The 13,034-nt window shown below is 40.3% G+C and carries 12 protein-coding genes; 2 read left to right on the forward strand and 10 right to left on the reverse strand.

All coding sequences use genetic code 11. From position 1 onward, the window contains the following. Positions 1–23 precede the first annotated feature (23 nt). The 9 genes from BG00_RS13250 to BG00_RS13290 all read right to left on the reverse strand — a co-directional run bounded on the left by BG00_RS13250 (position 24) and on the right by BG00_RS13290 (position 9,993). Positions 24–2,300: an acyl-CoA dehydrogenase gene (locus BG00_RS13250; RefSeq protein WP_036983100.1), complete on the reverse strand. Its 2,277-nt coding sequence runs from the start codon at positions 2,298–2,300 to the stop codon at positions 24–26. A gap of 188 nt (positions 2,301–2,488) precedes the next feature. Continuing rightward, entirely contained in the window at positions 2,489–3,817 is a 1,329-nt protein-coding gene (locus BG00_RS13255; protein WP_051498246.1) for an IS4 family transposase, read from the reverse strand. A 139-nt stretch (positions 3,818–3,956) separates the two neighbouring features. Then, a complete protein-coding gene (locus BG00_RS13260; RefSeq protein ID WP_036983103.1) occupies positions 3,957–4,745 on the reverse strand; it encodes a putative porin in 789 nt (262 codons plus the stop codon). Between the two features lie 207 nt (positions 4,746–4,952). Continuing rightward, positions 4,953–5,327, reverse strand: coding sequence for a PH domain-containing protein (locus BG00_RS13265; RefSeq protein WP_036983105.1), 375 nt, complete (start codon positions 5,325–5,327; stop codon positions 4,953–4,955). After that, complete coding sequence (locus BG00_RS13270) at positions 5,327–6,235, reverse strand: ABC transporter ATP-binding protein (protein WP_036983108.1); 909 nt, start codon at positions 6,233–6,235, stop codon at positions 5,327–5,329. The genes BG00_RS13265 and BG00_RS13270 overlap by 1 nt, the downstream gene beginning before the upstream one ends. Next, the gene (locus BG00_RS13275; protein ID WP_036983111.1) at positions 6,232–7,059 is read right to left on the reverse strand and encodes an ABC transporter permease subunit; all 828 of its coding nucleotides are present in this window, start codon (positions 7,057–7,059) and stop codon (positions 6,232–6,234) included. The genes BG00_RS13270 and BG00_RS13275 overlap by 4 nt, the downstream gene beginning before the upstream one ends. A 143-nt stretch (positions 7,060–7,202) precedes the next feature. After that, positions 7,203–8,381 carry a cystathionine beta-lyase gene (locus BG00_RS13280; protein ID WP_036983113.1) on the reverse strand — a complete coding sequence of 393 codons (1,179 nt, stop codon included), beginning with the start codon at positions 8,379–8,381 and terminating at the stop codon, positions 7,203–7,205. A gap of 3 nt (positions 8,382–8,384) precedes the next feature. Beyond that, the gene (gene nudC, locus BG00_RS13285) at positions 8,385–9,311 is read right to left on the reverse strand and encodes an NAD(+) diphosphatase (protein WP_036983115.1); all 927 of its coding nucleotides are present in this window, start codon (positions 9,309–9,311) and stop codon (positions 8,385–8,387) included. 187 nt (positions 9,312–9,498) lie between these two features. Continuing rightward, positions 9,499–9,993, reverse strand: coding sequence for a LabA-like NYN domain-containing protein (locus BG00_RS13290; protein WP_036983117.1), 495 nt, complete (start codon positions 9,991–9,993; stop codon positions 9,499–9,501). Positions 9,994–10,132: 139 nt separating this feature from the next. Between BG00_RS13290 and BG00_RS13295 the strand changes: the two genes are divergently transcribed. Together BG00_RS13295 and BG00_RS13300 are read left to right on the forward strand one after the other, a co-directional pair. Next, the gene (locus BG00_RS13295) at positions 10,133–10,756 is read left to right on the forward strand and encodes a hypothetical protein (protein ID WP_036983119.1); all 624 of its coding nucleotides are present in this window, start codon (positions 10,133–10,135) and stop codon (positions 10,754–10,756) included. Then, the gene (locus tag BG00_RS13300; RefSeq protein WP_036983121.1) at positions 10,756–11,502 is read left to right on the forward strand and encodes a DUF3307 domain-containing protein; all 747 of its coding nucleotides are present in this window, start codon (positions 10,756–10,758) and stop codon (positions 11,500–11,502) included. The genes BG00_RS13295 and BG00_RS13300 overlap by 1 nt, the downstream gene beginning before the upstream one ends. A gap of 69 nt (positions 11,503–11,571) precedes the next feature. Here BG00_RS13300 and BG00_RS13305 read toward each other — a convergent pair whose 3' ends face one another. After that, positions 11,572–12,969, reverse strand: coding sequence for a DEAD/DEAH box helicase (locus tag BG00_RS13305; protein WP_036983123.1), 1,398 nt, complete (start codon positions 12,967–12,969; stop codon positions 11,572–11,574). Positions 12,970–13,034: the final 65 nt, after the last annotated feature.

A 13,034-nucleotide genomic window follows, 5' to 3' on the forward strand; every position in this document is an offset into this window, starting at 1 on the left:
ATCTACTTTATTATAATCCAGTGTTAAATGTCTTCAGGTTTAAAGTTATCAACCGCAATAGCCTGCATTCTTAGCTTATTGGCATGATGCATTGCTTCACCATCAACCTTCGTTACGAGCTCGTGTTCAAGTGCGTAATCAATCGCTTGTTCAATATCATAGGTGGCAGGTACCTTGCCTTTTCGTTGCCACTGTTTTAACTGTTTAAATTGATTTTGCATATCGTGCATTGCTAAAAAAGCATTTTCCATCACTCCTGTGCCTGCATTCTCATCAACGTAACACAAATGGGTAAGCCTATTTCTAAATACGCCTGGTTGAGTCATGTGTTCACAAATACTTTGTGAAGTGGCATCACTTGGTTTGTGATAATGATTACCTAATGGAAAAACAATACGCTTAAGTGCAAAGTTAACCACCGGGTTAGAGAAATTTTTAAAGAAGCCGTCAAATGCTTGACCTATTTCATACAATGACGTCTCTATTGCATACTTAACAAAAGGTAAATCAGCTTGTTGGCGCCCTTCATCTTCAAAACGTTTTAACACGGTAGAAGCAATATACAAATGACTTAATACATCGCCTAAACGTGCCGATATCATTTCTTTGCGTTTAAGTTCACCACCTAACATCAACATTGCAACATCCGTTGTAAACGCCAATCCTCGGCTCATTCTACCTAATTGTTTATAATAGTCGGCCGTCTCTCCACACACAGGCGCTTTAGCAAAGTGGCTGCGAGTTAAACCATGCACCAAGGCCATACTTGCATTACTCAGTGCAAATACAATGTGCTTCATTAATAAGCCATCAAATTGCTCAAGTGCAGCATCATCGTCATCCATTGCTGCCGCTTCCATCTCTTTTAATACAAACGGATGGCAACGAGTTGCACCTTGGCCAAATATCATAAGGTTACGGGTAAGAATATTAGCGCCCTCTACGGTAATAGAGACGGGAATACCCATATAACCGTGTGCTAAATAGTTATTAGGCCCAACCTGAATCCCTTTACCTGCATGAATGTCCATTGCATCATTCATTACCATTCGACCCATTTCGGTCATGTGGTACTTTGCAATAGCAGTCACTACTGACGGGCTAAGTTTTAAATCAATTGCACCTGCGGTCATTAACCGGCATGATTCCAATGCATAAGTTAGCCCGCCAATACGTGCTAACCCTTCTTGTACGCCTTCAAATTGCCCAATTGACACGCCAAACTGTTGGCGAACAACAGAGTAAGCCGAGGTCATTTTAGCCGCTAAATGCCCTGTTGCAGTGCTTAATGCCGGTAACGAAATACCACGCCCTGCGCTTAAACACTCTACTAGCATGCGCCAACCGCGCCCTGCCCCTTGCTGGCCGCCAATAATCCAATCAAGCGGAATAAATACATCCTTACCGTACGTTGTGCCATTCATAAACGCCATGTTAAGTGGGTAATGACGCTCTCCTGCTTTAACACCTGGGTGATCAGTTGGAATAAGTGCACACGTTATTCCGAGCTCTTTTTCATCGCCTAACAATCCATCTGGATCGTACATTTTAAATGCAAGCCCTAACACAGTCGCCACAGGCGCAAGGGTAATGTAACGTTTTGACCAATTTAAACGCAGTCCCAACACTTCCTTACCATCATGCTCGCCTTTGCACACCACGCCAGAATCAGGAATACTGCCAGCATCTGAGCCAGCCTCAGGGCCCGTTAATGCAAAACAAGGTACATCGTCACCTTTTGCAAGGCTAGGTAACCAACGATTTTGTTGCTCAGTTGTTCCGTAATGCAGTAATAACTCACCAGGACCTAAGCTATTGGGTACCATGACCGTCACAGCGGCCGTTAAGCTTTTAGTCGCAATTTTTGACACTATGGTGGAATTAGCAATAGCAGAGAATTCAAGACCCCCAAATTTTTCAGGGATGATCATTGCAAAAAACCCTTCGGTTTTTAAAAAGTCCCACACCTCTTTAGGTAAATCTTTGTCTTTTTGTACAATTTTATAGTCATCAAGCATGGCTAATAAAGTTTCAACTTGATTATCTAAAAATGCAGTTTCTTTTTCACTTAACTGCGGACGCGGATAGTTGTGTAATTTTTGCCAATCAGGCTCACCACTAAATAACTCGCCATCCCACCAAATATCGCCCGCTTCCATGGCTTCTCGCTCTGTTTGCGATAATGGCGGTAATACTTTTTTAAACATTTTAAAAGTGGGTCGAGTAATTAAATTAAGGCGGATATCTTTAATAGCAAATACCACGATCACCACAACCAGTAATATAATAAATACTGACATGAGCACATTCCTTTTATAGTTATAAAAACACTGATTTAATTATGACCGATCTTAATTTAAATACAATGGGGTGTCAGAGGAGTGCCACTAAATGATGAGCCGATTCTATTGTAATTAAAATATAACGATAAAGTAGAGTTACGCATTTATTAGGCACAGCAAAAAGCCCACAAAATGCGTAATGCCAGTCAGTTAAGAACTGACTGGCATTTTCTTTTATAGGGGTACTTATTCGGCTTCTTTCTTATCACCCTTGGATAATGCCTATCTGGTAACCTATCGGGTAAGATAAACAATCTAAGTGTTGTCAGTAACTCATCGTAATGAATAGGCAACTTACTTGCACTATGTATTGGCGTAAACATAAAGAAAGCGATAACCTGTCGCATAGATTGGCTAAAGCTTAGCTGTGTAGGCAAAATATCCTCATCTTTAGTTGCATCAAGCATGACGATACGTATTAAATTGTAAGCGAGTAATAACCCCCATAACTCTTGACGTACCATGTCTGGTTTCTTACTACGTAACGTGTGTTTGCTATGATTCAATCCCTGCTTTATTTCTCTAAACGCCAGCTCAATTTCCCAGCGTTGAGTATAAACCTCTGTTAATTCTTCATATGGAAATCGTAAAGGGTCAATGAGAGAGCTGAGAACACGATAGCTTTTTCCATCCACTTTATAGGTGGTTAATCTTGCCATCATGGTCTCTGGTAATGACTCAAATTTCTTTCTGGCTTGAGGACTTGTGGACAAAATCACTATTTTATCATTGTCATTTATACTATGTTCAACTTGATACTGTAAATCCTTCCTCGCGGGTAACATCCAGTGAGTGTTATCTCCTTGGTTTTGCCACTGATGCAACAGTCCTAATGAGTAATAGCCGCGGTCAAACAAGGTAAGAGAATTATCTGGTACGGCTGGTAATAGTCGTTGAGCTAAGCTCATTTCACCTATGCGACGGGAGTCAAAGCTGCTATCTAACAGTAAATGGCTAGATACTTCCATAAGGCTACACATTCGTACTTGTGGGTAGCTTACTTCTCCATGTTGATTACTGTCACTGCCAAATGCTTCTCTGTTATCTTGATTATCATGAGTTCGAAAACTAACGCCATCAACAGCGAGTAAATTAAGTCCGCACCATTGTTCAAAAGACTGGGTGGAAAAGGTTTTGTGTGCAAGTAATTGAAATGTATGTTGGACTGACTCATAGCCTAACCTTTGCCGGCCTTGAACTAGCGCACTTGGCGCTACTAATTTGTTTTTTCCGGGTAAAGAGATGTCGAGTCTATTAGCGATATCCCAAACGGTTTCGTTTCGGAATAAACTCATTCCAATTACAGACCACATAATAGCTTCTAGCGGTAATCGCCTTTTACGCACAGTAGCAACACCTGCATGTTTAAATGCTTGTTCAAGAATATCAGGGTCAAGAACCTGTTTAAGTTTATCTAGTGTATGTACATCATTTAAAAATGAAGACATGTTATCGAAGTGCTGAATGAGAGACATAAAAAAATCCGATATTATTTCTAATATCGGATTTTGAAGCCATGGAAAGATCAGTCAAGTGATCATAAAAATATTCTTAACTGATCTGCATTACACAAAATGCGGGCTTTTTACTACTTAACTGGTTTTAATTATTTAATTAAAACTGAAAACGCATGTTAGCAAAGTAAGCATCGTTATCTGAGTCATCTGCGTTGTTGCCGTAACCCACTTTTAAACCAATGTTTTTATTGATGAAGTGTTGAGCACCAAAGCTGTAGTTGTCTTCTTTATCGTAAGCTGCAAATACAGAAGTCGCTTTAGAGAAGTAGTAGTTTGTTTCTACGTTCCATTGGTCATCTGCTTCGTCAAGGCTTACAAATGTACCTTCTACTGTTAAGTAGTTACCTTGTTGTAGGTCAATGAAGTATTTTGCAGCTACTGCACGGTAATCAAAGTCATCATCAGATGTTACTGTGAAACCTACATAATCGGTACTATTAAGCATGTGGTTGTATGCTAAAGAAAAGTATGTAACGTTATCACCATCTTTTTGATCAACAAATCTTACTTTTGCAAGTAAATCTGGGTTAAAGAAATAACCAGCAGAAAGTGTGTATGACTCGTTGTTAGAGCCAAAATCAGCATTTTGGTAAGACGCACCAACAACAAAATCTTCAACGAAGTATTCACCGCCAATAGCAGTCTCATCGCCAAAATCGTCATCAGCGTAGCTACCAAATACGTTGCTTTGCTTATTGATGTATTCGAATTGATCGTATGGACCTAGTGTGCTTTTTGGAGAGAAGTAGTAAGTAGAGTCTACGCTGATTGTATCGTTGTTATCAGAATCTTTATAACCTAAGTTACTGATTGATTGATAGCTATCTGCAGCGTGTGCAGCACTTGATAATAAAAGACCTGAAATAATAATTGCTAATTTTTTCATAATGAAACATCCCTATGTACATTGTTTTTGTACTTTAACTACATTGCTAAAGTGGGGGTATGCTAACGCCACGAAACTGAACGAAAACTGAATCAAGCAATTGTATTTGTTAGGGAATTTGTAAGAAAGTGTTGGAGTAATTTATGTTAAAGTAATCGCAACAAGCTGTAAACAATTACTTTAATTTTACACCGATTTTGTTTGTTTCTATAATGAATACTGGCTAATTATCCGATAAACATCATTTATGTTATCACCAGCTTTAAAGTCCTTGCTAATTGGCGTTGGATCTGAACCTACCCATATTTTTAACTCAGCGTCTAAATCAAAGTGCCCAGCACTCTCTTTACTGAACTTAGTTATCTTAGAGTAAGCAATACTGATCATTTCCATTTTAGAACCTGTCACACCTTGTTTATCTAATAAAATTAGTCGCTTATTAGTAAAGATAAACATATCACGAACTACTTTATACGCCTTTTCAACTCGCTCACCTTCAATAAGCGTATTAGCCAATACTTTTTCTAAATCGGCATCATCCACTTCACTGGCGTTACCCATTAAACCACTAAATAATCCCATTACAGTTTCTCCTGTTTAAATATTTGATTTTCTAGCGTATGACCATTTACTAACTGCCTATACTGCCAATTATGTTGGTGGCAAAATTGCAACAGCGCTATGTCAAGTGAATCGCTAGTTGGTTGATACTCAATCACATACTCTTTATGTTGGCTCATATAAACACGGCTCACACCATCAAGTGCTTGGAGTTGTTGCTCCACATTTTGATACGCTTCACTGAGCATTAAAGTGTAAAAATACTTATCTGTATTTGCTGCTTTAGTTTGGTGCTCGCTTAATACGCCTTTATCTAAATGTAGTACTTGAGAACATAATCGTTCAAGTTCCGTTAAATCATGAGAGCTTAAAATAAACGTCGCTTGAGACGATAGCTCAGACACCAGCTCCCTGACTTCTCTGGCATGAATCGGATCAAGTCCTGCTGTGGCCTCATCTAACATCACAATTTGCGGTGAGCCAATTAATGCTTGCGCTATGGTTACACGCTTGCGCATACCGTGGGATAAGTCCCCTGCGCGGTTTTTTGCAATTTCGCTAAGGCCCACTAAATCAAGCACACGAAGTGCCTCTACGTGGCTTTGCTTAGTACTCATGCCTTGTAGCTTGGCATAAAAACTAAGTTGTTTATCTATATTAAAACGCGGATCTAGCTGGGCATCTTGTGGTAACGCACTCACTTTATTAAATAAAGCAGCACTACCAGGTTTATGGCCAAGTATTTCAAGCTCACCTATGCTAGGTGCGATATAGCCACACAACAAACTAAATAAAGTGGTCTTCCCTGCGCCATTAGGGCCAACTAATGCAACTGGCGCGCCTTTTTGAATCTCGAAATTCACATTATTTAGGGCCAGTTTTGAGCCGTACGATTTACTTAAATTACGCCCTGTTATTAATGATTTCATAGTGAGCTCCTTGCAAAAATACGTTGAGCAACCACAAGTAGCACCGCTGTTTGCACAAGTGGAATAGCTAATGCGCTCAGTAACGGTAAGTTTTGTCCCGCTAATAGCTCTATTTGCACACCAGGGAATAAATAATCAAGCACACTTAATGCGGGTATTTGCCACTCTAGTAATCCAACAATAATGCCACCGGCTGTAAAATATAAAATGGCTAACACAATAGATAAGCGAGATGAGCTCGCAAAAGTATTAATTAAGCTCATTAAGGCTACAAACGGCGAAAAAGTAACTATGAGTATTAAAAATATTGAAACAGCACGACCAAGGCCACCAGCAAGTAAGCTCGGCTCGCGAAACCCGAGCACCGCCAATGTCGCTATAAGCGTGATGCCAACTAAACAGGTTAGTACTGCTAACTGCCCTATAAAACGACCAAAGAGTATTTCAAAGCGAGTTGAGCGTAATGATAAAAATCTTAGCGTACCGCGCTCTCTATCACCCACAGTTTGATCACTACAAATAAATAAGCTAAAAACAGGAAAACTATACAAAGCAATAAGCCAATACATAGCAAATTCTGCTTCAGGCCAATCAAGTAACTTATTTAATCCAATAGAGCCGGAAATATCACGGGCTATTTGTTCAAAATCGGGGGAGCTGATAATGCCCACTGCCTGCCCTATGGGGTAACGTAAAATAACAAGCCACACTAGCCCAAAAGCCGCCAGTGCAATAAGTCCTCGTTTAGTTAAAAACATACGTACCAGCTCAAAACCCGCGATTTGGGTTAAGCGCCCTACGTTAACAGGTGATGGTATTGCCATTGACTATCCTTAATGACGTTGTTCGTGCTTTACAATAAGTGTTATTTAACAACACTAAGTGTAAACACGTTGAATTGCTAGCAAAAAAAAGCCTACTCAGAGATAGGCTTTGTAACAAATAATGTAATTTAACCAATTAGTAATTATAAATGTTGCTCATAAATAACTAATGCTTGCTGTAAGTCGGCAATTAAATCTTCAACATCTTCCAAACCAATGTGCAAACGAATAACAGGTCCATGCTCCCATCCTGTTTGCGAGCGCAGCCCTTTCATTGATAGGTTTGCCGTTACTAAGCTCTCAAAGCCTCCCCAAGAAAAGCCCATTTTAAAATGCTGCAAGCTATCTAAAAAAGCATCAATGGCCTTTTGGTTACCGGTTTTCATTACAAACGAAAACAAACCATTACTACCGTCAAAATCGCGTTTGAAAAATTCATGCCCAGGACACGTTTCAAATGCTGGGTGGCGAATATGATCAACCAACGCATGTTGCTCAAGCCATTTTGCTACTTCTAGCGCGGCTTTTTCATGCTGATTTAATCGCACTGCCATGGTACGCAAGCCTCGTAGTGCTAAATACGCATCATCTGCACTGGTGCATTGCCCGAGTAAATAAGAATGTTCACGAAGTGTTGGCCAATATGTTTTATTCGCTACAGCTACGCCCATCATCACATCTGAATGACCTACAATATATTTGGTTGCCGCTTGAATACTAATATCAACACCGTGTTCAAGTGGACGATAGTGCAAACCATTACCATAAGTGTTATCAAGCACCGTCATTACATTATGATCATTTGCCACTTGCACCATAGCGGGAACATCTTGAATTTCCATGGTAATTGAACCCGGAGATTCTAAAAACAACATTTTGGTATTGTCTTGAATGTACTCTTTTATATCTGCGCCAATCATAGGCGGATAATAGGTCGCAGTAATGCCCAGCCCTGCTAAAATCTTGTCGCAAAAATCACGGGTTGGCTCGTAAACAGTGTCCACTATTAAAATATGATCACCGGACTTTAAAAACGATAACAATGTTTGGCTTATCGCCGCAGCGCCACATGGGTATAAGGCACAGCCCTCACCGCCTTCGAGTTCGGTAATTGCCTCTTGCAGGGCAAAATGCGTAGTGGTGCCACGACGGCCATAAAATAACGTTTTATCACCGCGTGTTTTAGCCGCTTCTTTAAGCTCACTTACAGAATCAAACACAATCGTTGAAGCGCGCTGTATCACAGGATTGACTACGCCATGGGTGTACGCTTTTTTGCGCCCTGATGACACTAATTGGGTATTTTTATTTTTGCTCGACATGATTCATCCTTCTATCTGAGTACGCCAATATTCAATTAAATAACGCGAAATCGAATCAGCTCTAGGTAGTTTTAAATGCTCCCCTTGATGGTGCCAATCTTTAAATTGCGCAAGTTCTTCGCGAGAAAACCACTTCGCATCTTCAAGTTCATCTTGCTCTGTGCTTATTTCATCACTGCTTGCTGTGGCAATAAAACCCAGCATAATTGACGAAGGAAACGGCCAAGGTTGCGAAGCAATATACTCCGCTTTTTCCACAATAATACCCGCCTCTTCTTTTACTTCTCGGATCACGGTTTGTTCAAGGGTTTCACCAGGGTCAACAAAGCCTGCAAGCGATGAATACAATCCTTTTGGCCAAGTTGCTTGGCGACCCAATAAGCAGCGTTCAATCCCATCAGAAAATGTTTTAGTTACTACCATAATAACCGCAGGATCGGTACGCGGAAAAGTCTGGTGCAAACACGCAGGATTGTCGCATAATCGAGAGTGACCCGCTTCAACTAAGTGGTTTTTGGTACCACAACGGCCACAAAAACTATGAGTGGCATGCCAGTAACATAACCCTCGGGCAAGCGCTGCATTTGAGCCATCTTCAAGCGCCACCTGTGTACCAAACTGGCGAATATCTGCAAACTGGGCATCACCAACAATCGTTGCTAATAACGACTCGTCGAGTGCGGTTACATCTAGCGCAAATACGGCATTATCCTGTTTATTTGAACCTAAAAAAATAGCCTGCGTTAAATCTAAATGTGCCACCTGTAGGTAAGCCAAATACACCACCTCAGGACTACTGTTAGCAAATAAGGTGTGATTGCCTTTAACTAAAAGCCATAAGCTGTCTGCTGTTTTTTTTGCGTCTACCCAAGTAGGGTCTTTGCGCGCATTTGAGCCTCTGTCTAATGGCATATTACTGTAGTTAAGCATGTAATTCCTTGATACTAATTGATTCTTAAAATTACCATAATCATCTACTAAACCCAATTTATTACCGCCATAAAAAAAGCCTAAATTAGGCTTAATTAATCTATGTACCCGTTGTATTAAAAATGCTCATGTTGAAGGTGGGCATTCTGCTCAAAAATACACCGAACCAACGCAGCGCTTAGAATTTTTAAAGTAGTAACTGATTGTCAATTAAATGAAATTGCTCAGCACTTTGCTTAAGTACCTCTGCGGTTAATTTATCAGCACCGTATACATCACACGGAACATTGTATTGATTTTTTAAGTGCCCCAGTAATAACGCAAAGTCACCGTCACCCGAGAGTAAAATAACCTTATCAAGCTGCTTTCCCTGCTCTAGCATATCTATGGTTATACCTACATCCCAATCGCCTTTGGCACTGCCGTCACGGCGTTGAATAAAGGGTTTTAGTTTTACTTCAAAGCCAATAGCGCGCAAAATATTTTGAAACTGATTTTGCTTTTCATCACCTCGGTATATTGCATAAGCAAACGCACATTCAATATCGTATTGTTGCTCTATCATTCGCCAAAAGGCATTGTAATCAAAGTTTTTACCGTGGCTTTCGCGACAGGTGTAATAAATATTTTGTACATCGACAAAAATACCTACACGAGGTTTACTGCTTTGTTGTGAGGTCATTATTATGTCCTAATGAGTGATACTTGCAATTGCGTGTTAAGTAACCTAAATTAGTTACCAAACCCAACGTAACCAATTATAGTTACATTTAACAATGTAACCTAATTTAGTTACATATAAATAATTTATCTGGATTTTTATGATTGGTGTGATCAGCGGCGATATTATTAAATCGCAAAAAATACCTAAACAACAATACGATGCCATGCTTTATCAGCTAGAGCAAAGTTTACGTGCAAATTGTAATAAAACAACATCTTGGGATATTTACCGTGGGGATGCATTTCAGCTGCAAGTAGAAAAAAGTGAACAGTTAGTTACCACCGCTATTCTTATCTACCTACAGCTAAAATCTGCCGGCTATGAACTGCGCCAAAGCATGGCGTTGGGGCACATAGATAACCCTGGTAAGAGTATAAAAACGGCCACAGGCTCTGCGTTTACTCTCTCTGGTCATGAGCTAGATAAAATGACAAACCAGCGTTTTACATTTGCTATTGCAAAGCAACCAGTTGATGAGAGCTTTAAGCTAAACCTAGCGTTTGTTGATGTATTGCTGTGTAAAATAACTCAAAAACAAGCAAACGCTTTGTATGTATATTTAACCCATACTAATAACAACCATGCAGCATTAGCTAAAGAGCTCAATACCAGCCGCGAAAACGTTACTAAGCTGCTTAATCTTGCTAACTATCAGCTGATAGAACGATTTATTTTACATGCACAACAACAGCTTAAAAGCATACAGCAAGGACATGACTAATGGAATTTTCACTATTACTCGTTGCACTGATTATTGGCCACTTACTCGCTGATTTTTATTGGCAACCCATGAGCTGGGTAAACGACAGAAACACCCGTCATTTTAAAGCAAAAAAACTTTACTACCATGTATTGGTTCACGGAATTACCAGTGCAGTCGTTGTGGCACTTTGGGAATATAGTTTTGGCTGGCAACAATTAGGCAGCGTATTACTGGCGACCGGCATTATTATGATCAGTCACTACTTTATTGATATTGCTAAATCGTATTCAAATAAAGGCGTAGAGCCTTTTTTATTAGACCAAATTGCCCATATCACCGTCCTTATTGTGATAAGCATTTGGCTCACTGATAATCAGCAATTTACTAACAATTTTATGGCGTTATTGTTCAACGAAAAAGTGCTGTGGGTTATAACTGGTTACCTTATTATTTTAAGTCCCAGTGCGGTATTTATAAGAATGATGTTAGAGCGTTTAACTAATCACTTTTCTAGTGATGGTAGCCTCCCTTTAGTAGGACAAAGTATTGGTATGCTCGAACGAGTACTTATGCTGACATTTATTTTATTAGATCAGTTTGCTGGGCTTGGGTTTTTAATTGCCGCCAAATCCGTGTTTAGATTTGGCGACTTAAGTGCCAGCAAAGATAAACAACTCACGGAATATGTGATGCTAGGCACGTTACTGAGTGTTAGCGTTACGCTGTTTGTTGGCCTAGGCATTAATTACTTACTGATAAATTAAAAACAAAAAAGCGCTAACCTTAAAGCTAGCGCTTTTTTTGCAGCTGCGTTTAACTAAACGCAGTGACAATTAGTCGTTATTTGCTGGACGACGACGGCGTTGACCACTACCCCCAACCGATTGACGCTTTGCCCATGGGTTTTGTGCATTTTCATCGGTTTTAGCTGCTGGCTTTTTAGAGCCACCACGACGTGGGCCCGTACCATTGCCACCATTGTTAGGCTTTTTGCTATTAGGCTTGCTGCTATCTGATTTAGGCTTATTAAATGGTTGTTTTTTCTTTGGCTTTTTAGCAGGCAGTGGGCGAGCATCGAGTGCGCGCTCAGCAACAGGGTTAGCCGGTTCAAAGCCTTCTTCTTCAGCACGAGGAATTAACTCGCCAATAAAGCGTTCAATACCGTATAAATCTACTGCATCGTCGACCGTTACAAACGAAATGGCATGCCCTGATGCACCCGCACGACCAGTTCGGCCAATACGGTGGACATAATCTTCATATACATTAGGTAAGTCGTAGTTAACTACGTGTGGAAGCTCAACAATATCTAAACCACGAGCAACAATATCAGTTGCCACTAATACGCGCACTTCACCGCTTTTAAAGCCTTCCAATGCTTTAACACGTGCGCCCTGAGATTTATTACCATGGATTGCTGCGCCAACAATATCATCGCGTTCAAGTTGCTTAACTAAACGATTAGCTCCATGTTTAGTACGGCTAAATACCAGTACTTGTTGCCAATCATTGCTACGAATTAAATGGCTTAATAAGGCCGTTTTACGCGCTTTATCGACAGCGTACACGCATTGAGTCACGCTTTTAGCAGTGGTGTTTTTGGCAGCGACTGAAATTTCAACCGGATCGTTAATTAACCCTTTGGCTAATGCACGAATGTCGTCAGAAAAGGTTGCTGAGAACATTAAGTTTTGACGTTTTTCAGGCATTTTTGCAATTAAGCGTTTAATGTCGTGGATAAAGCCCATGTCTAACATACGGTCGGCTTCATCTAAAACCAGTACTTCAACGCTATCAAACTTAACTGCGTTTTGATTATGTAAATCAATTAAACGCCCAGGTGTGGCCACTAAAATATCAACCCCTTTGCGAAGGCGCTGCATTTGTGGGTTAATTTTTACACCACCGTAAACCACAAACGAACTCACATCAGAATGCTTAGCGTACTCTTCAACGTTTTCGCTTACTTGCAACGCAAGCTCTCGGGTTGGCGTTAAAATAAGCGCACGTACATGATTACTTTTTGCTTTAGTGCCCGACGATAAACGCTCAATTAGTGGCAAAGTAAAACCAGCGGTTTTACCTGTACCTGTTTGTGCTGCGGCCATTACATCGCGACGCGCAATAATTGCTGGGATAGCTTGAGCCTGAATAGGCGTTGGCGTTTCATAGCCCTTTTCTAAAACCGCATTAACTAAAGACTGTGATAAACCTAAACCATCAAAACTCATATAAACTCTCTATTTCAAATTAGGCCAAAGTGGCCAGTTGCGCGCATTATACCTTTAGTAGCTCA

The organism is Pseudoalteromonas sp. SCSIO_11900, from assembly GCF_000576475.1.
Taxonomy (GTDB): Bacteria; Pseudomonadota; Gammaproteobacteria; order Enterobacterales; family Alteromonadaceae; genus Pseudoalteromonas; species Pseudoalteromonas tetraodonis.